Raw genomic sequence first — 25,624 nt, forward strand, 5'->3', positions numbered from 1 at the left:
AATACCACGGTTCGTCTCTCCATACTGAATGGCCCACCTGAATGGCTATTCCGAAAGGGGAGACGACATCGTGTCGGACTATGAACAATCGCATCAATCCGGCCGACAACGGTCGCCGGGCATAAAACTACTCTTCACCCTGCTGGTCGCGGGCGCGCTCGCGGTGCCTTTGATGATGGTCTATGCGCTGGTCTGGGACCGGCAGGACCAGTCGCATACGGCGCGGCAGACGATCACGCAGGGCTGGGGCGGCGCGCAGCTGGTGACGGGGCCGGTGCTGGTGATCCCCTATGAAGAGACGGTCGCCGAAAACAGCGTGGTCGACGGGAAACAGACGTCAAAGCTGACGAGGGTAACGCGCGAGCTGTATCTCTCTCCGGTCGAGCAGAAGATCGCGACCGGTCTGGACCCGCAGCTTAAACAGAAATCGATCTATGCCTCGGTGCTGTATAACGCCGCGGTCGAAGGCACGGCGCGGTTCGAACTGCCTGCCGATCTGGCGCGACAGGGGATCGATCCCGACGCGCTGATGCCCGAACGCGCCGAATTGCGTTTCGGCGTGTCCGACCCGCGCGGCCTGCAAAGCCAGAGCGCGGTAACGGTGAACGGCAAGGCTTTGGCCACGCGGCCCGGCGGCGGTCCGGCGGCGACCAGCGGGGCGGGTTTTCACGGCTTTCCCGACTGGGACGAAAGTCAGGCGATGACTGTCGCATGGTCCTATGGCCTGCGCGGCAGCGAAACGATCAGCCTTGTGCCGCGCGGGGGGAACACCGAATGGTCGGTTACATCCAGCTGGCCGCATCCCAGCTTTTCGGGCGGGTTCCTGCCCGGCGATCCGCAAATATCCGATGCGGGCTTCGCGGCTGAATTTGCGGTGCCCGATCTGGCGCTGGGGCAGGGGCTGGCCATGACCAGCGATCTTGAACCGCCCGTCGTGACCAATATTTACATGGACCCCGACATGCACGGCGGATCGCAGGCGCGCGTCGCCACGATCGGGCTGGTCGAACCGGTCGATCTCTACAGCCGGATCGACCGTTCGGTGAAATACGGCTTTCTGATCATCGGCTTCACCTTTCTGACCTTTCTGATGTTCGACGTGGTCGCGGGCGTGACCGTGGCGGCAGCGGAATATCTGCTGACCGGCGCGGGGCTGGTGCTGTTCTTCGTGCTGCTGCTCGCCTTTGCCGAGGTGACGGGCTTTACCATCGCCTATCTGGTGGCCAGCGCCGCCATTGTCGGCCTGATCACGGCCTATAGCGCGTCGGTGTTGAAAAGCTGGAAGCGGGCGCGGGTGATGGGCGTGCTGCTGGCAGGGCTGTATGCGCTGCTGTTCGTGCTGCTCAGTCTTGAGGCATGGTCGCTGCTGATCGGTTCGCTGCTGCTGTTCGCGGCACTGGCGGGCGTGATGTATGCCACGCGCAATATCGACTGGTCGGGCATCGCGCGGCCCTCTCAATACTGACCGGCCTGATACCGAATGGCCGAGAACTGAATGCGATGATGGGCGCGGGGGGCAGTGTTCTCCCGCGCCTTTCTATTCGGCTGCGGGCCGCGCGGGTGCCTTGCATCCGCGTTCCAGCCCGATGCCTTTCAGGAATGCGCGCCGCACCGTGGCGGCCACGACCAGCTCGCTGACATATTGTTCCTGCGCCTTGGCCCCCGTGATTTCGCGCACGATGCCGCGAAACGGGATCAGCCCGCCGACGATGTCCTGCGCCACTTCGCCCACCTTGTTCGCGCCCTTTTGCAGGTCGGACCGCTCCTCCTTCGGAACGTCGATATCGTCGCCCAGCATCACGTCGATATCCGCAATGGCCTTGCCGATGGTGGCGCAATCGGTCAGCCCGCCGGTGGAGTAGGGATGATTGCCGATATCGACCAGCAGCGGCGGAATTTCGGATTGATCGAGGTTGAGGTCGCGCAGCGGTTGCAGCGGAATATCCTCTAACTTCACATTATCGCTGACGACCGGCCCGCTCGCGTCGGGCTGGTCGGCGTCGGGTTGGGCCGCTTCGGCCTGTGCGCCCTGTGTCTGTTGAGCCAGGGCGGCGGGGGACAGCGTCATCGCAGCCCCCGCCATAGCGGTATAGATCAGCCGAAAAGCGCGCCGAATGTATCGCATTGATCCTCGTCACCTGTACGCAGCCCACGTTGCAGCCATTCCATGCGCTGGGCACTGGTGCCGTGGGTGAAATTGTCGGGGCTGACGCGGCCCTGTGTCAAACGGTCGTCGCCGATGGATGCTGCCGCTGTCATACCCTCTTCAATGTCGCCGGGCTCCATAAGGTTCCGGTTCTTGGCCGCCCATACGCCGGCATAGCAATCGGCCTGCAGTTCCATCGCCACCTGTATGCGATTGGCCGCGCCGGGGTTCTGCTGCTGCGCCTGCCGCACCTGCGTCGATGTGCCGGTCAGCGTCTGGATATGGTGGCCGTATTCATGCGCCATCACATAGGCGCGCGCGAAATCGCCGCCCGCGCCCAGTTGCCGGTCGAGCTGGTCGTAAAAGCTGGTGTCGATATAGATGCCCTGATCCGACGGGCAATAGAACGGCCCCATCGCGCTTTGCGCCGCGCCGCAGCCCGACGAACCGCGCCCGTCATAGAAATTGAGCGTGGGCTGCGTGAATTTGATCCCCGCCTCTGCGAACAGGGGCTGCCATGTGGCGTCGAGCGAGGAGAGCGCGGCACAGGTCTCGCGGCTGTATTCGTTGACCGAGCAGCTTTGTTCCAGCGTCTGGCCGCCCGCTTGCGGGGCCGTTGTCGTTTCCATCGATCCGACCGTGCCCAATGTCGTCATCGGGTCGAGGCCGAAGATCAGATAGCCCGCGATCGCCAGCACCACCGCGCCGCAGCCCAGCTTGCCCCCGCCTCCGCCGAAACCGCCGCCGCCCGATCCGCGCTGGTCGCGAACGCGAATATTGCGGGAAATGTCATTCAGCCGCATCGTTACCCCCGTATTGGCCAATATCGTAAAAGCGGCACGCGATTCGGCCTGCTCGATCAAAACCCTAACGAATTCCCAACCATAGTGGAGACTGAAATGTTCCTTTCCGGCAAGACTGCGCTCGTCACCGGTTCCACCTCGGGCATCGGGCTCGCCTATGCCAAGGCGCTCGCGGCCGAGGGGGCGAACCTTGTGATCAACGGTTTCGGCGACGAGGCGGAGATCGAAAAGGAGCGCGCCGCGCTGGAAGCCGCCAGCGGCGCGAAGGCGATCTTCGCAGGCGGCGACCTGACAAAGACCGAAGGTTGCGAAAGCCTGATGCAGGCGGCACTGGACGCGTTCGGCACGGTCGACATTCTGATCTGCAATGCGGGCATGCAATATGTCGCGCCGGTCGACGAATTTCCGGTCGAAAAATGGGACCAGATCATCGCGCTGAACCTGTCGAGCGCGTTTCACTGTACGCGCCTTGCCATTCCGGGCATGAAGGAAAAGGGCTGGGGCCGCATCATCTTTACCGCCAGCGCCCATTCGCTGACGGCTTCTCCGTTCAAATCGGCCTATGTCTCGGCCAAGCACGCGCTGGCGGGGCTGGCCAAGACCATTGCGCTGGAACTGGCCGAACAGAACGTCACCGCCAATTGCATCAGCCCGGGCTATGTCTGGACGCCTTTGGTTGAAAACCAGATCCCCGACACGATGAAGGCGCGGGGCATGACCCGCGATCAGGTGATCAAGGACGTGCTGCTGGAACGCGAGCCGACCAAGAAATTCTCGACCGCAGAGGATATCGCGGCGGTCGCCATGTTCCTGTGCGGCAAGGCGGCGGACAATATCACCGGCACCAATATTTCGGTCGATGGCGGATGGACTGCGCAATAAGCGCCGGTCGGGTAATTATCGGACAGTCGCACCCCCGTTTGGCGAAAGGCAAACGGGGGTGAAATAAATGCATCGTCCCCCTCTAGCGAAAGGGGGGTCATCTGGTTACATGGGCCGCCACGATTCTCCCTTTCCAGATCATGCAGGCAGGTGTCCCGTGGCGAACCGCATCACTTCCGAAATCCCGCTGGGTCTCACCTTTGACGATGTTCTTCTGCGTCCCGCGGAATCGAATATCGTGCCCAGCATGGCCGATACGAAAACGCGCATCACCCGCGATATCGCGCTGAACATCCCGATCCTGTCCAGCGCGATGGACACCGTGACCGAAGCGGATATGGCCATCGTCATGGCGCAGATGGGCGGCATGGGCGTGCTGCACCGGAACCTGACGGTAGAGGAACAATGCGCCGCCGTGCGCCAGGTGAAGCGCTTCGAAAGCGGCATGGTGGTGAACCCCATCACCATCGCGCCCGAAGCGACGCTGGGCGAAGCCCGCGCGATCATGATGGCGAACCGTATTTCGGGCATTCCGGTGGTCGAGGCTTCGGGCAGGCTGGTCGGTATCCTGACCAACCGCGACGTCCGCTTTGCCGCAAATGACGCGCAGCCTGTGAAAGAGCTGATGACGGCGGATAATCTGGCGACCGTGCGCGCCGATATCGGGCAGGAAGAGGCACGCCGCCTTTTGCACCAGCGCCGCATCGAAAAACTGCTGGTGGTGGACGATAATTACCACTGCACCGGCCTGATCACGGTCAAGGATATCGAGAAGGCCGTGACCTATCCCGATTCCACCAAGGACAGCGCGGGCCGCCTGCGCGTGGCAGCCGCCTCGACCGTGGGCGACAAGGGCTTTGCGCGGACCGAGGCGCTGGTCGATGCAGGCGTGGACGTCGTGGTGATCGACACGGCCCATGGCCATAACAAGGATGTCGCCGCCGCTGTAACGCGCGTCAAAAAGCGGTCGAACAGCGTGCAGGTGATCGCCGGCAATGTCGCCACGGCAGAGGCGACCAAGGCGCTGGTCGGCGCGGGTGCGGACGGGATCAAGGTGGGCATCGGCCCCGGTTCGATCTGCACCACGCGCATCGTCGCGGGCGTGGGCGTGCCGCAGCTGACCGCCGTGATGGAAAGCGCCGAGGAAGCGATCAAGAACGACGTTCCGGTCGTCGCCGATGGCGGCATCCGGTCGTCGGGCGATGCGGCCAAGGCGATTGCGGCGGGCGCGTCGACGATCATGGTCGGATCGATGCTGGCCGGAACCGAGGAAGCGCCGGGCGAGACGTTCCTGTATCAGGGCCGCGCCTATAAGAGCTATCGCGGCATGGGCAGCGTGGGCGCGATGGCGCGCGGCAGCGCCGACCGCTATTTCCAGCAGGACATCAAGGACCAGATGAAGCTGGTTCCCGAAGGCATCGAGGGTCAGGTCCCCTATAAGGGCCCCGCCAAGGATGTCGTCCACCAGCTGGTCGGCGGGATCAAGGCGGCGATGGGCTATACCGGCTGCGCCGATATCCCCTCGCTGCGGCAGCGGGCGGAATTCATCCGCATCACCAATGCGGGCCTGTCGGAAAGCCACGTCCACGACGTGACCATCACGCGCGAGGCGCCCAACTATCAGGGCCGCTGAGGCGGCGGTGCGCTGGGAAGCCCGCCTTGCGCAGGCTTTCGGGCTGGACGATGCGGGCTGGGACCGTCACGCCAATCCGTGGAGCGGGTGGAGCCGCATGATCACCGGATGGCCGGTGATCATCGCCGTGGGGTGGAGCCGTCTGTGGATCGGCTGGTGGGCCGTGCCGCTGGCACTGGTCGCGGCCTTGTGGCTGTGGCGCAACCCGCTCAGCTTTCCGCCCGCGCGGGACGACCGTTCGTGGATGAGCCGCGCCGTCTGGGGCGAGCGTTTGTGGATCGGGCGTGAAGGGTTGGCCGACGCCGGCCTCGCCGTCTGGAAGTTTCATGGCTGGAACGTGCTGGCAGGGCTGGGCGCAGTGGTGGCCATTTATGGAATCGTGATGTTCGACGTGATCGCCTGTTTCTCTGGCGCATTGGCCAGCTTTTTCGCCAAGATCGGCTTCATCGCCCGCTGCGAAACGCTGTATCGCCGCGCGGTGGCGGCGCATCCGGAATGGCGGCGCGGCCAGATTGCAGGGGTAGAACGGCCATGACCCCCGCAGCCCGCGTTCAGGCCGCCATCGAATTGCTGGACGGTATCATCACCGCCGCGCGCGAAGGCGGTGCCCCTGCCGATCGCATCGTGGCCGACGGGCTGCGCGCCCGCCGCTATGCCGGATCGAAGGACCGCCGCGCGATCCGCGAACTGGTCTATGGCGCGATCCGCGTCTGCGGACCGGTGCCGGAAAACGGCCGCGCGGCGATGCTGCGGCTGGCACAGGTTCAGCCCGACATCGCCGGACTGTTCAACGGTGCGCCCTATGGTCCCGCGCCGGTCGTCGCGGAAGAGGTTGCGGCGCAGGGCGGCGTCGCGCCCGAATGGCTGGCCCGGCGGCTGGCCGCATCGGATATCGCGGGCGAGGAGGCAGAGGCTCTGCTGGGCCGTGCGCCGCTGGATATTCGGGTCAATACGCTGAAAGCCGCGCGCGACGGGCTGACCCTGCCGGTCGATGGCGAAGCCCTGCTCACCCCGAATGGCCTGCGCCTGCCTGCCGGTACGCCGGTCGAGCAATGGGATGCCTATCGGGACGGGCTGATCGAAGTGCAGGACGGCGGCAGCCAGCTTGCCTGTCTGGCGCTGGATGCACAGGCGGGCGAGACCGTCGTCGACCTGTGCGCGGGCGCGGGGGGCAAGACTTTGGCATTGGCCGCCGCCATGAAGAACAGCGGAACCCTGATCGCCTGCGACACCAATCGCCAGCGCCTTTCCCGGCTGCGACCCCGTGCCGAGCGTGCGGGCGCGGGCAATATCACCGAACTGCTGCTGAACCCGATGCGCGAGATGGAAGCGCTGGAACAATGGCGCGGCAAAGCCGATGCAGTGCTGGTCGACGCGCCGTGCAGCGGCACGGGCACATGGCGGCGCAATCCCGAATCGCGCTGGCGGATCACCGCGCAAGAGATCGGGAAGCTGTCGATCCTGCAATTCCGCCTGCTGGAAATCGCCAGCGAACTGCTCCGCCCCGGCGGTCGGCTGGTCTATGTCGTCTGTTCGCTGCTGGATGAAGAGGGTTCACAGGTTTTCGACCGTTTTACAGATTCTTATCCGGAAATATCGGCCAGCCCGCTGACGCTTTCGGCCGGGCGGTCAAGGGGGCGGGGCATGCGGTTGACCCCGTATCATGACGGCACGGACGGATTTTTCTTCGCGCGGGCGGCGAAGGTCTGATAGCCTTAAACATTATGGCTGACGTTCCGGTAAGCACCGGCCATTCGGGCCAGACATTCGGTCCTGACGGGCCGGTCGGCGCGGGTGGAACGGAATTTCCGGACAGCCATTACGGGACTGCGCCAGTTGAACGGCGCTCCACATGGATGGAGCTTTTGATGCGTTATTCGCCCCTTGCCCTCGCCTTGTCGCTTGCCGTTGCGGTGACGGCCAGTACGGGTTTCGGGCAAGTGCCGCAGACCGACGATCCGCGCGTGACCGAATTGCTGGCCATGGGCCGCGCTGCCCTTGCATCGGGCGATGCCGATGCCGCGACCGACCGGTTCGAGGCGGCGCTGGTGCTCGACCCCGGATTTGCGCCGACCTATCTGGAACTGGCCGATGCTGCCCGCGCGCGCGGCATGCAGGGGCAGGCGATCCATTATTACCGCGAGGCGCAGGCCCGCGACCCCGGCAATCTGCAGGCCATCGCGGGTGAAGGGGCGGCCATGGCCGAAAAGGGCGCGACCGCCAAGGCGGAGCAGAACCTTGCCAAGCTGCAAAGCCTGTGCGGCAGCAATTGCGCAGAGGCGGGGGAACTCGCCGCCGTGATCGCGCGCGGCCCGCTGCCGGAAGTGAAATCGGCCGATGCCGGTGCGCATGATGCGATGAACGGCCCGGGGGGCAAGAAACCTGCCGAGAAGAACTGACCGCGTACGGCCATGGGCTGGCTCCTTGGCGCGGTCGGGGCTTATGTTTTCTGCTATTTGATCGCCGATAAAGAGCGGTTGCACATCGAACGTGAGAAATTGAGCCGCGATTGGCGGGTCAAGGCTTTCGGCATCGGCGTTTCGGTCTCTATTCTGATCCTGTTTCTGATCTAGGCAGCCAGCCGTCAGATCAGATCGCGGAATTCCGCCAGCACCTGTTCGTAAACCGGCTGTTTGAACGGGATGATCAGCTGGGGCAGCAGCTCGGGTTCGATCCAGCGGAATTCCGAAAATTCGGCAGGGTCGTGCGCGGCAAGGTCGATATCCGCATCCTCGCCCGAAAAGCGCAGCAGGAACCAGCTTTGCCGCTGGCCGATATATTTTCCGCCCCATAATTTGCCGTGCAGATGGGACGGCAGTTCATAGAACAGTTCCTCGCGCGTGGTGGCGACGATTTCCACCTTGTCGCGGGTAATGCCGGTTTCCTCGTGCAATTCGCGGAATGCCGCCTCGTGCAGATCCTCGCCCTTGTCGATCCCGCCTTGCGGCATTTGCCACCAGTCGCCTTCCTTGGTGTCGATCCTTTTGCCAACGAAAACGCGGCCCAGCCCGTTCACGATCATCAGGCCCGCGCAGGGGCGGAACCGGGCGGGGTCACGGTTGGTTTCGGGGGCAGAGGTCATATGGGTGCAGTCCGCCTGTAATCTTTCATCAAAGCTGCAATCTTGCATCAAAGCTGTAATCTTGCATCAAAAGCGCAAAACACCTGTGCAGGGCACAAGCCCCCTTGCGCAAGTGCCCAGATATGGCGCAGCTTCGCCGGGCGCAAAACATTTCTCGATCGCCACACGATCGGGGCATAGCGTGGATAAAAAAAGGGCACTCCCGCGTGGACTGCGCGGGCAGGAATGCCCCGACAGGACGACCGCCCGCCGAACGAGGCGGTCCGCAGATGGAAGAGTGAACGCGATGGCAGAAACGACGAATCCCGTCCCGGTCCCCGAATCCGTAACCGTGCGCTTTGCCGGCGATTCCGGCGACGGGATGCAGTTGACCGGCGGGCAGTTCACCCTTTCCACGGCACTGGCGGGCAACGATCTGGCGACTTTTCCCGACTTTCCCGCCGAAATCCGCGCGCCGCAGGGCACCTTGTTCGGTGTTTCCGCCTTTCAGATCAATTTCGGATCGACCGCCATCGAAACCGCGGGGGACGCGCCCGATGTGCTGGTGGCGATGAACCCCGCCGCGCTGAAGGTGAACCTGTCGGCGCTGAAACCCGGCGGGCTGATCATCGCGGACAGCGGCGAATTTTCGAAGCGCAATCTGGAAAAGGCGAAATACGACGGGAATCCGCTGGAAGATGGCAGCCTGGCCAGATGGGACCTGCTGGCTTTCGACATCAGCGCCCAGACGCTGGAAGCGGTGAAGCCTTTCGGCCTTGGCAACAAGGAAGCGCTGCGCTGCAAGAACATGTGGACGCTGGGCCTGGCGCTGTGGATGTTCGACCGTCCGCGTGGGCCCATCCATGACTGGCTGAAGGCGAAATTCGCCAAGGCGCCCGATATTGCCGCCGCCAATATCGCCGCGCTGGACGCGGGCCACGCCTATGGCGAGACGGCCGAGATTTCGGGGCCGGTCAAACAGGTCCATGTCGATCCGGTGGCCAGCGAGCCGGGGCTGTATCGCACGATCACGGGGGCCGAAAGCGTGTCGCTGGGCCTAGTCGCGGGGGCGCAGCTGGCCGAATTGCCGATGTTCTTCGGCGGCTATCCGATCACGCCGGCCAGCGCGATCCTGCACCATCTGGCGCGGCTTCGCGAATTCGACGTCACCACGTTTCAGGCAGAGGACGAGATTGCCGCCATCTGCGCCGCCATCGGCGCGAGCTATGCAGGCCATCTGGGCGTGACCAGCTCGTCCGGCCCCGGAATTGCGCTGAAAGGCGAGGCGATGGGGCTGGCCATCATGACCGAATTGCCGCTGGTGATCGTCAATTCGCAGCGCGGCGGGCCGTCGACCGGCCTTCCCACCAAGACCGAGCAATCGGATCTGTATCAGGCGGTCTATGGCCGCAACGGCGATGCGCCCATGCCCGTCGTCGCCGCGCGCAGCCCTGCCGATGCGTTCGAATGCGCGATAGAGGCGTGCCGGATCGCGGTGCAATATATGACGCCGGTCATGCTGCTGACCGATGGCTATATCGCCAATGCGGCCGAGCCGTGGAAAGTGCCCGATCCTGCCACCTATGAACCGTTTCCGGTGCAGTTCCTGACCGAAAAGAACGGTGATACCCTGCTGCCCTATCAGCGGGACGACACCGGCAAGCGCTCGTGGATCAAGCCCGGCACCCCCGGCCTGATGCACCGCATCGGCGGGATCGAGAAGGACGCGCTGACCGGCAATATCTCCTATGATCCGGCGAACCATCAGGCGATGACCGACGCGCGCAAGGCCAAGGTGGATGGCATTGCGGTGCCCGATCAGGACGTCTGCCTTGGCAATGACAGCGGCAGGCTGGTGCTGGTCGGCTGGGGCAGCACCTATGGCCCGATCCATCAGGCGGTCCGGCGGGCGCGGAAACGCGGGCTGGATGTCAGCCATATCCATGTCCGCCATGTCTGGCCGATGCCGAAGAACCTTGGCCCGCTGCTGAAGGGTTTCGACAAGGTGCTGGTCCCTGAAATGAACACCGGCCAGTTCAAGACCGTGCTGCGCGACCAGTTCCTTGTCGATGCGCAGCCGCTGACCAAGACGAGCGGCCAGCCCTTTGCCATTGCCGAGATCGAGGATGCGATCTGCGACGCGCTGGGCGAACCGCGGGCCAGTGACATCGGCGGCGAGGTGCCGGTGAACGACAGCCAGTTGCCGACACCGGAATCGGTGGAACAGTAAGAGCGAAGGGACGAGAACGATGAACGAATTCACGAAAATCGAAACCACGCTCAAGGACTGGGAAACCGATCAGGAAGTCCGCTGGTGCCCCGGTTGCGGGGACTATGCGATCCTGAAGGCGGTGCAGCGCACCCTGCCGCAAATCGGCGCGGACCCGGCGAACACCGTATTCGTCAGCGGTATCGGCTGCTCCAGCCGCTTTCCCTATTACGTCGAAAGCTATGGCTTTCACACGATCCATGGCCGCGCGCCTGCCTTTGTGACCGGTATCAAGCTGGCCAATCCCGACCTTGATATCTGGATGGTGACGGGCGACGGCGATGGCATGTCGATCGGCGGCAATCACACCATGCATTTGCTGCGCCGCAATCTGAATTGCCAGATATTGCTGTTCAACAACGAGATTTATGGCCTGACCAAGGGGCAATATTCGCCCACCAGCCGCCGCGGCACGACCAGCCCGACCAGCCCCGGCGGCAGCGTCGACCGGCCCGCCAACCCCTGCGCATTCGCGCTGGGTTCGGGCGCGCGTTTCGTGGCGCGCGGCTATGACGTTTCCAAGGATCTGGGCGATGTGCTGGTGGCCGCCCATGCGCATCGCGGCGCGGCCTTTGTCGAGATCTTCCAGAACTGCATCGTCTATAACAAGGATGTGTTCGACGATTTCACCCAGAAGAAGGTCGCCGCCGAAACACAGGTCTGGGCGATCCACGGACAGCCATTGGTGTTCGGCGCAGGCAAGGACAAGGTGCCGACCAAGGGGCTCGCTCTCGATCCCGCGACCATGGCGCTGAAAGTGGTCGATATCACCGATGGCGATTGGCAGGCGGCGGGGGTGATGGTCCACGACCAGACCAACCGCAGCCTTGCCCATATGCTGGTCGAGCTGGAATTCGGCCCGTTCCCCATGGTGCTGGGGGTTATATATGACGATCCGCGCCCTACCTATGACGCGGCCATTGCCGAGCAGATGCAGGCCGCCCGCGCGAAAGGCAAAGGCGATCTGGCGGGGTTGCTTGCCAAGGGTCAGACTTGGACCGTTTCCGGCACAGCACAGGACCCAATCTGATTATGTCGATCCTCTTCACCCCGTTCACGCTGCGGGGTCTGACAATTCCCAATCGCATCGCGATGGCGCCCATGACGCGCAATTTCTCGCCCGATGGCGTGCCGGGCGCGAATGTGGCCGAATATTACCGCCGCCGCGCCCAGGGGGGCGTGGGGCTAATCATTTCCGAAGGCACCGTCGTCAACCGGCCCGAGGCGCGCAACGATCCCGGCATTCCGTTCTTTCACGGCGAAAAACCGCTGGTGGGCTGGAAGCGGGTGGTGGATGCCGTGCATGGCGAAGGCGGGCTGTTCGCGCCGCAGATTTGGCACACCGGCCTTGTGCGCGAGCAGTTCCGCGACAAGCCGCGACCGACAACGCCCGAGGGGCCGTCGGGCCTGTTCCGCCCGGGCGAACCCTATGGTCAGGCGATGAGCGAGACCGATGTGATCGACACGATCGCGGCCTTCGTCGAATCCGCCCGCGCGGCGGCTGCGATGGGCTGCGACGCGGTGGAGCTGCATGGCGCGCACGGTTATCTGATCGACCAGTTCTTCTGGGCGGGCACCAACCAGCGCAGCGACGCATGGGGCGGCCCGACCCTTGCCGATCGCACGAAATTCGCGGCCGAGATCGTCAGCGCGGTGCGCGCCGCGATTGGCGATACGCCGCTGATCCTGCGCATCAGCCAGTGGAGCCAGCAGGATTACACCCGCCGCCTTGCGCCGACGCCGGACGAGCTGGCCGCGTGGACGCAGCCTTTGGTCGATGCGGGCGCGGATATGCTGCATTGTTCGCAGCGCCGTTTCTGGGAGCCGGAGTTCCCCGACATCGACGGCGAGAACGGGTTGAATTTCGCAGGCTGGGTCAAGAAGCTCACCGGCATCCCGACGATGAGCGTGGGATCGGTTGGTCTGTCCGACGATTTCTTCGGCGCGTTCAAGGACCAGACGACCGAAGCGACCGATCTGGGCCAGTTGGAACGCCGGATGGAAGCAGGCGAGTTCGACATGATCGCGGTGGGCCGCGCGCTGATCGCCAATCCCGATTGGGCCGAAAAGGTGCGCGAAGGGGCGATGGACCGGCTTTCGGGATATCGCACCGAAATGCTGCGGGAACTGGTCTGATCCTGACGCGCGCCGATGGATAATCTGACACACGGGCTTGTCGGCGCGCTGATCGGGCAGGCCGGCCTCAAGCGCAGGACCGGCCTTGCCATGCCCGCGCTGATTTTCGGTGCGAACCTGCCCGATATCGACGCGGGCTGTGTCGTCTGGGGCACCGAAAGCCTTGCGATGCGGCGCGGGCTGACTCACGGGCCGATCGCGCTGGTGCTGCTGCCGCTGGCGCTGGCGGGGTTCCTGTGGTGGTTCGACCGCTGGCAGGCCAGTCGCGGCACACGGCCGGAGGAGCGGCTGAAGGTGCATTTCGGCTGGCTGTTCGCGCTGGCCTTTCTGGCCTGCCTTACCCATCCGGCGCTCGACTGGATGAACGTCTATGGCATCCGCCTGCTGGAGCCGTTTTCGTACCGCTGGTTCCATGGCGACGTGCTGTTCATCATCGATGTGTGGCTGTGGGTGATGATGGGGATCGGGCTGATCCTGTCGCTGCGGCGGGAAAAGCGGGGTGGCAACTGGCGAGCTCCGGCTCGGGCGGCGATTGCGGGGGCGTTGGCCTATATCGGGGTGAATGCGGGGATTACCCATTGGCACGAAGCGCGCGCCACGTTGACGGAGCCCTTTCCGGAGACCGTTATTGCCGCGCCCGTACCGATCAAATTCTGGCATCGCAATATACTGGCATCGCGGGGCAGTGGCGACTGGATTGCCAGCGACTGGAGCGGCCGTGAATTCGGCTATGGCTATCGCTATCCGGCGGGGACACGCTGCCACTTGCCCGATGCGCGCCATGCCAGCGCGAACCGCCCCGACGTCGCCGCGTTCCTGTTCTGGAGTCAGGCACCTTTCGCCTTGCGCAATCCCGATGGCGGAGTGACGGTCTATGACGCGCGCTTTTTCTTTGGACCGACGCGCGGTAATTTCATGGTCGAGCTTCCCGATACGCCCTGCATACCGCTGCGTTAAGGAACCCCGCCCCGTCCGGCCCGTTCACCCCGCATGACCGCCCCGCATATCGTATGGCTGCGCCGCGACCTGCGCCTTGCCGATCAGCCCGCCCTATATTCCGCTGCCCGGCAGGGGCCGGTGATCTGCGTCTATGTGCTGGATGACGAACGCGCGGGAAGTCGTGCCATGGGCGGGGCGTCGCGCTGGTGGCTGCATCATTCGCTGGCGGCGATGGCCTGCGAACTGGGCAAGCACCGGGCAAAGCTGATCCTGCGGCGCGGCGATGCGGTGGACCAGATTTGCAAGCTTGCCAATGAAACGGGTGCGGCCGCCGTCCATGCGATCCGCCATTACGAACCGTGGTGGAGGAAAGCGCAGGGCGAACTGGCCAAGCGCATCGACCTGCATTTGTATGACGGCAATTATCTGCTGCCGCCCGGCACGGTGACGACGGGATCGGGCGATCCGTACAAGATCTATACCCCCTTCGCGAAATCGGCGCGGCAGTGCCTGCCGCAGCGCGAGGTGCTGGACGCACCCGCGCTGACGAATCCCGATACATGGCCCGCATCCGACGATCCGGACGATTGGGGCCTGTTGCCAACCAAGCCCGATTGGGCAGCGGGCTTTCGTGAGGCATGGCAGGTGGGCGAAGCTGCGGCGCACGGGCAGCTGGACGATTTCACCGACCGCGTCGCTGCCTATGACGACGATCGCAACAAGCCCTCGATCGACGGATCCTCCCGCCTGTCGCCGCACCTCCATTTCGGAGAGATTTCGCCCGCGCAGGTCTGGGACCGGCTCTCGCGCCATACGGGCGAGGGGGCGGAAACCTATCGCGGCGAATTGCTTTGGCGCGATTATGCGCAAAACGTGATCTGCCAGTTTCCTGCCTATCCTTCTGAATCCTATCGCGATCTGGGTGGAGAGGCATTGTGGCGCAATCCCAATCGCGGCCATGTGATCGCCGAAGAATTGCAAGCGTGGCAGCAGGGGCGAACCGGATATCCCATCGTCGATGCGGGCATGCGGCAATTGTGGCAGACCGGATGGATGCACAATCGCGTGCGGATGATCGCGGCCAGTTTCCTGATCAAGCACCTGCTGATCGACTGGCGCCATGGCGAGCAATGGTTCTGGGACACGCTGGTCGATGCCGATTACGCGAATAATGGCGTGAACTGGCAATGGGTGGCGGGCACGGGGGTGGACAGCAATATGTTCCCGCGCATCATGGCCCCGCTGTCGCAATCCGAAAAATTCGATGCAGGGGATTATATTCGGGAATTCGTCCCCGAACTGGCCGACCTGTCCGATGCGCAGATCCACGATCCCGACGACAGCCACCGCCCGGCCGATTACCCCGCGAAGATCATCGGCCACCGCGAAGCGCGCGAACGGGCGCTGGCAGCATACCGGCAGGCCAAGGGGGAATAAAACCCGCACTCGCTTGCCCGCTGCGCCGTGCTTGCATATCTCTTATCCTTATGGAGAGGCGGGGCGTACATCTGACACGTGCGGCGGGGGAAGGTCGCGATTCGACCGGCATATTGGCGCGGCTGATTTCGGGCGGTCAGGCCAGGATATTGCGCCGCATCGACCACGGTCTGGCCACCGGATCGATCACGGCGCGGCTGCCGAACGGCGATGTCATCACGCTGGGCGGAAAGCGCAGCGGGTTCGATGCCGATATCGCCGTGCACGACTGGCGCTGCATATTGCGGCTGGCGACGGGCGGATCGGTCGGCTGGTATCGCGCATGGGAAAAGGGCGAATGGTCGAGCAGCGATCCGGTGAAGATATTCGCCCTGTTCATGGCCAATGCCGACACTTTGGGCAATGCCGCGCGGGCCAAGGGGCCGTGGCGCATGGTGTCGCAGGCCTATCACCGCATGCGGCGCAATACCAAGGCGGGTTCGCGCCAAAATATCGCGGCGCATTACGATCTGGGCAATGATTTCTATACGCCCTGGCTGGGGCGGACGATGGCCTATTCCAGCGCGATCTGGAGCGATGCGCTGACGCTGGATGCCGCGCAGCAGGCCAAGATGAACGCCATGGCCAACCGGATCGCGGGCGCGCCGGGGCCGGGCGTGCTGGAAATCGGCTGCGGCTGGGGTGCGTTATCGGCATTGCTGGCCGCGCGCGGGCACGAGGTAGAGGCGATCAGCCTGTCGGACGAGCAACTGGCCTTCGCCCGCGAAGCCGCCCCCGATGTCGCGTTCCGCAAGCAGGATTACCGCGATGTCGACGGGCGTTACGACGCCATCGTCAGTGTCGAGATGGTGGAAGCGCTGGGCCGCGAATACTGGCCCGCCTTTATGGATTGCATCGCGCATAATCTGAAAGCGGGCGGGCGCGCGGCGATCCAGTTTATTTCGATCCGCGACGAATTGTTCGACCATTATGCCCGCAGCGCCGATTTCATCCAGACCTATATCTTCCCCGGCGGCATGCTGATCCGGACCACCGAATTCCGCCGTCTGGCCGAAGCACGCGGACTGGAATGGCGCGACGAGGCGCGTTTCGGGCAGGATTATGCGCGCACATTGGCCGATTGGCGGCTGCGTTTCGACCGCGCGGTGGAACAGGGGCGCCTGCCCGCGGGCTTTGACGACACATTTACGCGGCTATGGCGATTTTACCTGATGTATTGCGAGGGCGGGTTCCGCGGCGGCGGGATCGACGTGCATCAGGTGACGCTGGTAAAACCCGCCTGACGCGCCGTGCCGGGCCATGCGGCCCGAAAAGCAGGTCGTCCGCCCCGCCGGGAGAGGGAGTGAACCCGGCGGAGCGAAGTCGGAATTCAGAGCGTGCTGCGGCGCACCGCACCTTCGCGATAGCGCGAGACGATATCGTCATAGATCACGGGGCTGAGCAGGTTCTGGAACGCGCAGCCGACCAGATTGCTTTGCCACCAGATCACTTCGCATTGCAGCGCTTCCAGACCGGGCAGTTTCAGCCAGCACAGCGATCCGATCGCCAGCCGGTTGACGCATTCGGCCGAAAAGCCGCCCAGCGACAGGTCGTTCACGACGGTCGTAAAACCGTGGCCGCCCGTGGGGCGCAGATTGGCCGGAATGGCGACACGAAGGCGCGGCGAGGAGCGATCCTCTTGCGCGGCCGCGTAATAGCGGTCGGTCGTGTTATAGCGATCCCTCAATCTATAGTCGGTCATGGCCGCTGTCCTTCTTGCACAAGGAACCGGACTGTCGTGCCCGAAGGCGGACGGATTCGTTCCTGATTGGGACAGGGTAGAAGATTCGAGGTTATTTTTCGGTTAAGACGGCTGCTTAACGCGAAATTTCTCTCCGTTTACGAACGAGTCGCGGACAAGTCCTAGGATTTCCTGCGCCACGACATCGGGGGTCTTTACCGTATTCGGATCCTCGCCGGGAAATGCGCGGGCGCGCATGGCGGTGCGGGTTGCGCCGGGATCGACGATGGCCGTGGTGATCCGCGAAATCTTCTCGTTTTCCTGCGCATAGCAGGACAGCAGCACATCGAACGCTGCCTTGGACGCGCCATAGGCACCCCAGAACGCGCGCGGAGCCGACCCGACAGAGCTGGTGATGCCGATCACCTTGCCCGCTTCGGCCGCTTTCAGCATCGGGTGGAATGCCGACAGCAGGGTCTGCGTCGCCAGCACGTTCACCGTCAGCGCCTGAGAGAATTGCTTGGCGCTGATATCGGTCACGGGGGTCAGCTCGGGCAGGATCGCCGCATTGATGACCAGCGCGTCCAGCCGGTCCCAGCGGCCCGAAATCGCCGCTGCCAGCCGTGCCACCGCATCGGGTTCGGCCAGGTCGAGCGGCGCGATGGTCGCGCTTCCGCCGGCGGCGTGGATCTTTTCCTCCACCGCTTCCAGCGCGCGGTCGTCGCGGGCGGTGATCACCACATGCATGCCCGCCGATGCCAGCGCCAGTGCCGTCGCCTCGCCAATGCCGCGCGATGCGCCGGTGACAAGGGCCAGCCTGCCCGCCAGCGGGCGATTGTCGGTCTGTTCGTTCATCGGATCAGGCGACCTTTTCCGCCTTGCCGGGGGCAAGGTCGAGCTGTCCCGCCTTGGTCCGGTCGGCCAGATCGGTCAGCCGCGTCGGATAATCGCCGGTAAAGCAGGCATCGCAATAGGCGGGCTTGGCGGGCTGGCGCTGCTCCTCGCCCACGGCGCGATACAGGCCGTCGATCGAGACAAAGGCAAGGCTGTCGGCCTGAATGAATTCGCGCATGGCATCCATATCCATCCGCGCGGCGAGCAGCTTGTTCCTTTCGGGCGTGTCGACGCCATAGAAGCAGCTGTGCATGGTGGGCGGGCTGGCGATGCGCATATGCACTTCGGTCGCGCCCGCGTCGCGCATCATCTGCACGATTTTCAGGCTGGTGGTGCCGCGCACGATCGAATCGTCGATCAGCACGATGCGCTTGCCCGCGACCAGTGCGCGATTGGCATTATGCTTGCGGCTGACGCTGCTGGACCGCGCGCCGTCCGACGGCTGGATAAAGGTGCGGCCGACATAGTGCGACCGGATGATGCCCAGTTCGAACGGCACGCCCGATTCCTGCGCATAGCCGATGGCCGCGGGCACCCCCGAATCGGGCACGGGGATCACCAGATCCACCTCTGCCGGCGATTCGATGGCGAGCTGCTGGCCGATCGCCTTGCGCACCGAATAGACCGACTGGCCCGCCGAAATCGAATCGGGGCGCGAGAAATAGACATGCTCGAAAATGCAGGGGCGCGACGCGGTCTTGGTGAAAGGCCGGTGGCTGGTCGTCTTGCCGTCGAGGTCGACCTCGATCAGCTCGCCCGGTTCGACTTCGCGGTCGAAAATGGCGCCCACGATGTCCAGCGCGACGGTTTCGGATGCGAAGACGACCGCGCCTTTCCCCTTCTTCTCGGGGATATGGCCCATGACCAGCGGGCGGATACCCAGCGGATCGCGGCAGGCGATCATGCCCTGCGGCGTGGTGCAGACCAGCGAATAGGCCCCTTCCAGCATCCGCAGCGCATCGACGAATTTGTCGAGCAGCGTGGGATAGCGGCTGGTCGCGACGAGGTGGATAATCACCTCGGTATCGGCCGTTCCCTGAAAGATCGCGCCGCGCCGCACCAGATCGCCGCGCAGGTGCATCGCGTTGGAAATATTGCCGTTATGCGCGATGGCAAAACCGCCGGTCGCCAGTTCGGCATAAAGCGGCTGCACATTGCGCAGGCCCGATCCGCCCGTGGTGGAATAGCGGACATGCCCGCATGCCATGGTACCGGGCAATTCGGCCATCGCCTCGCCGGTCGAAAAATTTTCGGCCACGTGGCCATTGCCGCGCCGGACGTGGAATTCCTGACCGTCATAGGAAACGATCCCCGCCGCTTCCTGTCCGCGGTGCTGCAGGGCATGCAGCCCCAGCGCCGTGACCGCCGCCGCGTCGCGCGCGCCGACGACGCCGAAAACGCCGCATTCCTCGCGCAGGGAATCCCCATCCTCGTCGTGAAAGGGATGGTGGACGAAGTCCGTGGACATCATGCCTTCAATGTTCCGCTGTATAGCCTGGGGCCTGCATCGTTCCGCCCTAACAGATGTGGGCGCCAACGTCATGCGCGGCCTTTGCCGATGTTTCGTTATGATTACAACCGGAGATGTGGTTTGCGGGCCTGAAGGAGAAATGTCTCTTGTCGCGGGCCAGCCCGGCCCGAAGCGGCTGGTGCCGGGCGCTGTGAGCGAAGCGGACGAACCGACGCCACCTATTGCCACCTGCCGCCGCGCCCCCTAGTTCATCTCCCTCTCATCCAGGCCCCTTCACGGGTGCTGTCGGACCTGTCCGTTTTACTCCATCCGGAGCTGTCTTCTTGATTCTCTCACCCTTCGAATGGACCATCGCCAAACGCTATATGCTGCCGGGCAAGGGCGAGGCGTTTATTGCCATGGTGGCGGGCATCAGCCTTGCGGCGGTGATGCTCGGCGTTGCCGCGCTGGTCATCGTGATGAGCGTGATGAACGGTTTCCGCGCCGAGCTGATGGACAAGATCGTCGGCCTGAACGGCCATGCCATCGTGCAGGGCTATGGCGGGCGGCTGCCGCAATGGCAGGACGTGCTGAAAGAGGTGCGCGAGACGCCGGGCGTCACCCGCGCCTCGCCGCTGATCGAACAGCCGCTGCTCGCAACCTTTAACGGGCGGGTAGAGGCAGTGCTGGTGCGCGGCAATCTGCCCGAGGATATTGCGCGGCTGGGCGACAAGAAGGTGCTGGGCAATCTGGATGCGCTGCAACCCGGTGCGCAGCGCGTGGCGGTGGGGTCGCGGCTGGCGCAGAATCTGGGCGCGCGGATCGGCGATGTCATCACCATCATCAATCCGCAGGGCCGCTCCACCCCGTTCGGCACCGTCCCGCGCGAGATCGGATACGAGATTTCCGCCATATTCGAAATCGGCATCTATGATTACGATCAGGCCTTCGTCGTCATGCCGATGCAGGATGCGCAGACCCTGCTGCTGACGGGCGACCAGATCGGCATGATCGAGATTACGACCGAGGATCCCGATACGGTGGGCGAGACGCTTGCCCCCATTCGCGGCAGACTGCAGGGGCAGGCCGTGGTGTCCGACTGGAAGACGATCAATTCCTCGCTGTTCGAGGCGCTGGCGGTAGAGCGCGTCGCCATGTTCGTCGTGCTGTCGATCATCGTGCTGGTCGCGGTGTTCAACATCCTGTCCAGCCTGATCATGCTGGTGCGCGCCAAGACCCGCGACATCGCCATCATGCGCACGATGGGCGCGACACGGCGGTCGATCCTGAAAATCTTTGTCACCGCCGGTTTCCTGATCGGTGCGCTGGGCACATTGGCGGGGCTAGGGCTGGGCTTTCTGGCCCTGGCATTCCGCCAGTCTGCCGTGCGGGGGGTAGAGGCGATTACGGGGCAGGAATTGTGGGATCCGTCGATCCGCTTTCTGACCACGCTGCCCGCGCGCACCGATCCGGCCGAGGTGACGACCATCGTCATCATGGCGCTGGTGCTGTCCTTCCTTGCCACGCTCTATCCCGCTTTCAAGGCGGCGAGCACCGATCCGGTGCAGGTGCTTCGTTATGAATAATCCGGTTGTCGTCCTGTCGAACCTGACCCGCAGCTTCACGCAGGGCGGGGTCACCATCGATGTGCTGCGCGGCGTGAACCTGTCGATCATGCCGGGTGAGATCGTGGCCCTGCTGGGCCCGTCGGGGTCGGGCAAATCGACCATGCTGCAAGCCGTGGGCCTGCTGGAAGGCGGGTTCGGGGGCGAGATTTCGATCTGCGGCAAATCGGCCGAGAAATCGAACGGCGATGCGCGCACGGCGCTGCGGCGCGAGCATCTGGGATTTGTCTATCAGTTCCATCATCTGCTGCCCGATTTCGACGCGCGCGAAAACGTGGTGTTGCCCCAGCTGGTCGCGGGCACGCCGCGCGCCGATGCCAATGCGCGGGCCGAAGAGCTGCTGACCGCACTGGGCCTTGGCGCGCGCATGGACCATCGCCCCAGCCAGCTTTCGGGCGGCGAGCAACAGCGCGTGGCCGTGGCCCGCGCACTGGCGAACAAGCCGCAACTGGTGCTGGCGGACGAACCCACCGGCAATCTGGACGAGGCAACGAGCGACCGCGTGCTCGAGGAATTCCTGCGGCTGGTGCGCGGGCAGGGCAGCGCGGCGCTGGTCGCGACTCACAACGAACGGCTTGCGGCCAAGATGGACCGTGTGGTGCGCCTGCACGAAGGGGTGCTGGCGCAGGGCTAGGGCCGGTCCATGGGGCGGAACCTTGCGGCACGGTCTTGCGTTGATTTGGCAAGACCGAGTGAGAAAGACCATGACCATGACCCGCCCCACCACTTTTCACGGCGAATCCGACGTGCCCAACGGCATCGATTGGCAGGACCGCGCCACGCTTCACCGCCGCGCCGATGGCGACAAGAGCGACATGCTGCGCGGTTTCGCGATCATCCGCGACGGCACCTTTGCCGAAATGATCCGCTTCGTCGCCTCGCTTCCCGAAGCGGACCGGCAAGGGCTGGTGATCCAGAAATCGGGCGACCGCCTGTTCGAACTGGGTGAGATCATGACCCTGGCCCGCCGTCCCGATCTGCCCGAACGTCCCGATCTGCCCGCGCAGGGCTGATTTCCCCGACCCTATCCACACATAGCGCGCCGCGTGCCTTGGCCGCCGCGTATGGCATTGCCATATTCGGGCGATGGCATCCTCACGTCCGACTCTGGCTCGATATATCCCGCTGCGCGTCTTCTCCAGCTACTCCATGCTGGAAGGGGCGATCGATCCGAAAAAGCTGGCGAAACTTGCCAAGGATCGCGGGTTTCCGGCGATCGCGATTTGCGACCGCAACGGGCTGTATGGCTCCATCGCGTTCGCGGGCGCGTGCAAGGATCTGGGCGTGCAGCCGATCATCGGCACGCTGCTGGGTGTGGCGCGGCCCGATAGCGAGAATACGAACGGCGATCCGGCAGTCGACTGGCTGGCGCTCTATGCGCAGGACGAGCGTGGCTATGACAATCTGTGCCACCTTGTGTCCAAGGCGCATCTGGAACGCCCGCTGCATCTGGAGCCGCATGTTACCCTGTCCGATCTGGAGGGGCATAGCGACAGCCTGATCTGCCTGACCGGCGCGGGCGATGGCGCGCTGGCCCGCCTGTTCGCGCATGGACAGGCGGCTGCGGCGAACCGCTATGCCGATGCGCTGATCCCGTATTTCAGGGGGCGCCTTTATGTAGAGATTGCCCGCAGCGGCGCGGAGCATGAGCGGGCGAGCGAAGAGGCGCTGATCGATCTGGCCTATGCGCGCGACCTGCCGCTGGTGGCGACCAATCCGGCCCTGTTCGACGAGGCGGGATTCCACGCCGCGCACGATGCCATGCTGTGCATCGCCAACAGCACCCATATCGATACGGAGGACCGGCCCCGCGCCCCGCGCGACGCGTGGGTCAAGCCGTCGGACCAGATGGCGGAACTGTTCGCGGATTTGCCCGAGGGGCTGGTGAATACGCTGGTCGTCGCGCAGCGCTGCGCGGTCGCGCCGCCCTATCGCAAGCCGATCCTGCCCAGCCTTGCCGGCGATTTCGAGGGTGAAGCCAAGGCACTGGCCGAAACGGCGCGCGCTGGTCTCGCAAAGCGGCTGGAACTCTATGAGGACCTGACCGACGAGGCCCGCGCCGAATATGAAAAGCGGCTTGAGTTCGAGATCGACATCATCGTGCAGATGGGCTTTCCCGGCTATTTCCTGATCGTTGCCGATTTTATCAAATGGGCCAAGGACAACGGCATTCCGGTGGGGCCGGGTCGCGGTTCGGGTGCGGGCAGCGCGGTGGCATGGGCGCTGACGATCACCGACCTCGATCCGCTGCGCCTCGGCCTGCTGTTCGAACGTTTCCTGAACCCCGAACGCGTGTCGATGCCCGACTTCGACATCGACTTCTGCGAAACGCGGCGGGGCGAGGTGATCCGTTACGTGCAGGCCAAATATGGCCACGATCACGTCGCGCAGATCATCACCTTCGGTAAGCTGAAGGCCCGCGCCGTGCTGCGCGATTGCGGACGCATTCTGCAAATGCCTTACGGGCAGGTGGACCGGCTGACCAAGATGGTGCCAAACCATCCCACCGATCCATGGACGCTGAAGCGGACATTGGACGGGGCGGCGGATTTCCACGGCGAATACAAGCGCGACGGCGATGTAAAGCGTCTGGTCGATCTGGCGATGCAACTGGAAGGGCTGCCGCGTAACAGTTCGACCCACGCGGCGGGCGTGGTGATCGGGGACCGGCCCTTGTCGCAGCTTGTCCCGCTCTATCGCGATCCGCGTTCGGACATGCCGGTGACGCAGTTCGACATGAAACATGTCGAAAGCTCGGGCCTTGTGAAGTTCGACTTCCTCGGCCTCAAAACCCTGTCGGTGTTGCGCAAGGCAGTCGATCTGCTGGCGCGGCGCGGCATCGCGGTCGATCTCGACGGTCTCGCATGGGACGATGCCGGCGTGTTCGAACTGCTGAAGCGCGGCGATACGGTCGGCGTGTTCCAGCTGGAATCGGAAGGCATGCGGCGCACGCTGTCAGCCGTAAAGCCGACCAAGTTCGAGGATATCATCGCCCTCGTCTCGCTCTATCGCCCCGGCCCGATGGACAATATCCCGCTGTTCGGCCAGCGCAAGAACGGGCTGGCGGAGATCGAATATCCGCACCCCAAGCTGGAAGGGATTCTGGCCGAGACCTACGGCATCTTCGTCTATCAGGAACAGGTGATGCAGGCCGCGCAGATCCTTGCCGGATATTCGCTGGGCGACGCGGATCTTTTGCGCCGCGCCATGGGCAAGAAAGTGCAGGCCGAGATGGACAAGCAGCGCAGCCGCTTTGTCGAAGGCTGCAAGACCGTCAGCGATATCGAGCCGAAGAAGGCGAACGAATTGTTCGACTTGATCGACAAGTTCGCGGGCTATGGCTTCAACAAGTCGCACGCTGCCGCCTATGCCCTGCTTGCCTATCAGACTGCGTGGCTGAAGGCGCATTACCCGCATGAATTCTATGCCGCCGCCATGTGTTTCGACATGCACCAGTCGGAAAAGCTGTCGATTTTCGTCGACGATATGCGGCGGGCGGGCATCGCGCTGGCAGGCCCCTGCATCAACCATTCCGAAGCCGAATATACGGTCGAACCGACACAGGAAGGGCATCAGGTCCGCTATGCGCTGGCAGGGCTGCGCAATGTGGGCGAAAAGGCGATGGACGCCATCGTGGCAGAGCGCGAGGCGAGAGGCCGGTTCGAAAGTCTGAAGGATCTGTTCGAACGCCTGCCTGCCGGTTCGATGAACCGCCGCCAGCTGGAGGCCCTGGCCGCGGCCGGTGCGCTCGACGCGCTGGAACCGAACCGCGCGAAGGTGACGGCCAATGCCGAATTGCTGCTGGCCGTGACCGATGCCGCCGTGCGCGAAAAGGCGAGCGGGCAGGCGGGGCTGTTCGGCGGCGAGGACCATGCCGAAGCCGATCTGCGGCTGGCCGAATGTCCGCCCTGGCCGCGCAAGGAGCAGATGGAGAAGGAGCGCGAGAATTTCGGCTTTTACTTTGCCGCGCATCCCGTGTCGCAATGGCGCGCGGTGGCCAGCGCCAATGGTGCGCGCAGCCATGCCAGCCTGATCGAAGGGGGCGTGGCCGAAACGCCCGTCGAACAACCGCATAAGGGGCAGCGCGGCGGCAGCCGTTCCGCCGCCGTCATGGCCGCGCTGGTTGAAAGCGTGAACAAGCGAAAGACCAAGCGCGGCAATGATTTCGTGATGGCCGAATTCTCCGACCAGACCGGCAATTTTTCGGCATCCTGTTTCGAGGAAGCCCTGGTCGAACCGTTCCAGAAATGGGCGGCGGCAGGCGAATGCGTGTTGCTGAACGTGGAACTGGACCGCCCCAATCCCGACGAACCGCCGCGCATTACCGTGCGCGGCGCGCGGCCCCTGTCCGAAGTGACCGGCAGCGCGCGGATGGAGCTTTCGCTGACGGTATCGAACGAGGCGGCGCTGCCCGAACTCGCGCTGGCGCTGGCCGAAGACCCCAAGGCCAATGGCGAGGTGGTCGCGACGCTCTTGCTGGGCGAGGGGCGCCACGCCCGCGTGCTGCTGGGGCGCAATTTCGCGCTGGACGGCGAGTTGACCGACCGGATCAGCGAGATCGATGGCGTGTCGTCGGTCGCGCTGAAGGCGCGCGCCGTGGCGCAGATGAAGCTGGTGGCCTGAGGGCCC

At 64.1% G+C, this 25,624-nt stretch carries 23 protein-coding genes; 17 read left to right on the forward strand and 6 right to left on the reverse strand.

All coding sequences use genetic code 11. From position 1 onward, the window contains the following. Positions 1 to 28 precede the first annotated feature (28 nt). Complete coding sequence (gene creD, locus LOZ74_RS02340; protein WP_230292721.1) at positions 29 to 1,465, forward strand: cell envelope integrity protein CreD; 1,437 nt, start codon at positions 29 to 31, stop codon at positions 1,463 to 1,465. 72 nt (positions 1,466 to 1,537) lie between these two features. Here creD and LOZ74_RS02345 read toward each other — a convergent pair whose 3' ends face one another. Both LOZ74_RS02345 and LOZ74_RS02350 read right to left on the reverse strand, forming a co-directional pair. Continuing rightward, positions 1,538 to 2,068, reverse strand: coding sequence for a hypothetical protein (locus LOZ74_RS02345; RefSeq protein WP_230292722.1), 531 nt, complete (start codon positions 2,066 to 2,068; stop codon positions 1,538 to 1,540). Between the two features lie 26 nt (positions 2,069 to 2,094). Beyond that, positions 2,095 to 2,949: a neutral zinc metallopeptidase gene (locus LOZ74_RS02350; RefSeq protein ID WP_230293785.1), complete on the reverse strand. Its 855-nt coding sequence runs from the start codon at positions 2,947 to 2,949 to the stop codon at positions 2,095 to 2,097. Between the two features lie 96 nt (positions 2,950 to 3,045). Between LOZ74_RS02350 and LOZ74_RS02355 the strand changes: the two genes are divergently transcribed. The 6 genes from LOZ74_RS02355 (at position 3,046) to LOZ74_RS02380 (ending at position 8,037) form a co-directional block, all read left to right on the forward strand. Next, positions 3,046 to 3,831 carry a 3-hydroxybutyrate dehydrogenase gene (locus LOZ74_RS02355; protein ID WP_230293786.1) on the forward strand — a complete coding sequence of 262 codons (786 nt, stop codon included), beginning with the start codon at positions 3,046 to 3,048 and terminating at the stop codon, positions 3,829 to 3,831. A 109-nt stretch (positions 3,832 to 3,940) separates the two neighbouring features. Beyond that, positions 3,941 to 5,464, forward strand: coding sequence for an IMP dehydrogenase (guaB, locus tag LOZ74_RS02360; protein WP_370638864.1), 1,524 nt, complete (start codon positions 3,941 to 3,943; stop codon positions 5,462 to 5,464). Between the two features lie 7 nt (positions 5,465 to 5,471). Beyond that, positions 5,472 to 5,999 (forward strand): DUF6653 family protein, encoded by a 528-nt coding sequence (locus LOZ74_RS02365; RefSeq protein WP_230292724.1) that lies wholly within the window; start codon positions 5,472 to 5,474, stop codon positions 5,997 to 5,999. Continuing rightward, positions 5,996 to 7,174 carry an RsmB/NOP family class I SAM-dependent RNA methyltransferase gene (locus tag LOZ74_RS02370; RefSeq protein WP_230292725.1) on the forward strand — a complete coding sequence of 393 codons (1,179 nt, stop codon included), beginning with the start codon at positions 5,996 to 5,998 and terminating at the stop codon, positions 7,172 to 7,174. The genes LOZ74_RS02365 and LOZ74_RS02370 overlap by 4 nt, the downstream gene beginning before the upstream one ends. 14 nt (positions 7,175 to 7,188) lie before the next feature. After that, on the forward strand, positions 7,189 to 7,863 hold the full coding sequence (locus tag LOZ74_RS02375; RefSeq protein WP_370637995.1) for a tetratricopeptide repeat protein: 675 nt from the start codon (positions 7,189 to 7,191) through the stop codon (positions 7,861 to 7,863). A 12-nt stretch (positions 7,864 to 7,875) separates the two neighbouring features. Then, positions 7,876 to 8,037 (forward strand): hypothetical protein, encoded by a 162-nt coding sequence (locus LOZ74_RS02380; protein WP_230292726.1) that lies wholly within the window; start codon positions 7,876 to 7,878, stop codon positions 8,035 to 8,037. A gap of 11 nt (positions 8,038 to 8,048) precedes the next feature. Here LOZ74_RS02380 and LOZ74_RS02385 read toward each other — a convergent pair whose 3' ends face one another. Then, positions 8,049 to 8,546, reverse strand: a complete 498-nt coding sequence (locus LOZ74_RS02385) for an RNA pyrophosphohydrolase (RefSeq protein ID WP_230292727.1) — start codon at positions 8,544 to 8,546, stop codon at positions 8,049 to 8,051. A 286-nt stretch (positions 8,547 to 8,832) separates the two neighbouring features. Between LOZ74_RS02385 and LOZ74_RS02390 the strand changes: the two genes are divergently transcribed. From LOZ74_RS02390 to LOZ74_RS02415, 6 genes are read left to right on the forward strand one after another with little or no spacing between them, the layout of a single operon-like run. Further along, entirely contained in the window at positions 8,833 to 10,755 is a 1,923-nt protein-coding gene (locus tag LOZ74_RS02390) for a 2-oxoacid:acceptor oxidoreductase subunit alpha (RefSeq protein WP_230292728.1), read from the forward strand. 19 nt (positions 10,756 to 10,774) lie between these two features. After that, a complete protein-coding gene (locus LOZ74_RS02395; RefSeq protein WP_230292729.1) occupies positions 10,775 to 11,824 on the forward strand; it encodes a 2-oxoacid:ferredoxin oxidoreductase subunit beta in 1,050 nt (349 codons plus the stop codon). Positions 11,825 to 11,826: 2 nt separating this feature from the next. Next, positions 11,827 to 12,930, forward strand: coding sequence for an NADH:flavin oxidoreductase (locus LOZ74_RS02400; RefSeq protein WP_230292730.1), 1,104 nt, complete (start codon positions 11,827 to 11,829; stop codon positions 12,928 to 12,930). Between the two features lie 15 nt (positions 12,931 to 12,945). Further along, the gene (locus tag LOZ74_RS02405) at positions 12,946 to 13,887 is read left to right on the forward strand and encodes a metal-dependent hydrolase (protein ID WP_230292731.1); all 942 of its coding nucleotides are present in this window, start codon (positions 12,946 to 12,948) and stop codon (positions 13,885 to 13,887) included. A gap of 33 nt (positions 13,888 to 13,920) precedes the next feature. Beyond that, a complete protein-coding gene (locus tag LOZ74_RS02410) occupies positions 13,921 to 15,306 on the forward strand; it encodes a deoxyribodipyrimidine photo-lyase (RefSeq protein WP_230292732.1) in 1,386 nt (461 codons plus the stop codon). Between the two features lie 50 nt (positions 15,307 to 15,356). Next, entirely contained in the window at positions 15,357 to 16,589 is a 1,233-nt protein-coding gene (locus tag LOZ74_RS02415) for a cyclopropane-fatty-acyl-phospholipid synthase family protein (protein WP_230292733.1), read from the forward strand. A gap of 86 nt (positions 16,590 to 16,675) precedes the next feature. Here LOZ74_RS02415 and LOZ74_RS02420 read toward each other — a convergent pair whose 3' ends face one another. The 3 genes from LOZ74_RS02420 to purF all read right to left on the reverse strand — a co-directional run bounded on the left by LOZ74_RS02420 (position 16,676) and on the right by purF (position 19,391). Beyond that, positions 16,676 to 17,047: a PilZ domain-containing protein gene (locus LOZ74_RS02420; RefSeq protein WP_230279027.1), complete on the reverse strand. Its 372-nt coding sequence runs from the start codon at positions 17,045 to 17,047 to the stop codon at positions 16,676 to 16,678. A gap of 102 nt (positions 17,048 to 17,149) precedes the next feature. Beyond that, complete coding sequence (locus tag LOZ74_RS02425; protein ID WP_230292734.1) at positions 17,150 to 17,881, reverse strand: SDR family NAD(P)-dependent oxidoreductase; 732 nt, start codon at positions 17,879 to 17,881, stop codon at positions 17,150 to 17,152. Between the two features lie 4 nt (positions 17,882 to 17,885). Next, the gene (purF, locus tag LOZ74_RS02430; protein ID WP_370638865.1) at positions 17,886 to 19,391 is read right to left on the reverse strand and encodes an amidophosphoribosyltransferase; all 1,506 of its coding nucleotides are present in this window, start codon (positions 19,389 to 19,391) and stop codon (positions 17,886 to 17,888) included. 323 nt (positions 19,392 to 19,714) lie between these two features. Here purF and LOZ74_RS02435 point away from each other — a divergent pair, with 323 nt between their 5' ends. The 4 genes from LOZ74_RS02435 (at position 19,715) to dnaE (ending at position 25,618) form a co-directional block, all read left to right on the forward strand. Then, positions 19,715 to 20,956 (forward strand): lipoprotein-releasing ABC transporter permease subunit, encoded by a 1,242-nt coding sequence (locus tag LOZ74_RS02435; RefSeq protein WP_230292735.1) that lies wholly within the window; start codon positions 19,715 to 19,717, stop codon positions 20,954 to 20,956. Then, a complete protein-coding gene (locus tag LOZ74_RS02440; RefSeq protein WP_230292736.1) occupies positions 20,949 to 21,629 on the forward strand; it encodes an ABC transporter ATP-binding protein in 681 nt (226 codons plus the stop codon). The genes LOZ74_RS02435 and LOZ74_RS02440 overlap by 8 nt, the downstream gene beginning before the upstream one ends. 70 nt (positions 21,630 to 21,699) lie before the next feature. After that, entirely contained in the window at positions 21,700 to 22,008 is a 309-nt protein-coding gene (locus LOZ74_RS02445; protein ID WP_230292737.1) for a hypothetical protein, read from the forward strand. A 73-nt stretch (positions 22,009 to 22,081) separates the two neighbouring features. Then, entirely contained in the window at positions 22,082 to 25,618 is a 3,537-nt protein-coding gene (gene dnaE, locus LOZ74_RS02450) for a DNA polymerase III subunit alpha (protein WP_230292738.1), read from the forward strand. The last annotated feature ends 6 nt before the right edge of the window (positions 25,619 to 25,624 follow it).

The sequence above is a fragment of the Croceicoccus sp. Ery5 genome, from assembly GCF_020985325.1.
Lineage (GTDB): Bacteria > Pseudomonadota > Alphaproteobacteria > Sphingomonadales > Sphingomonadaceae > Croceicoccus.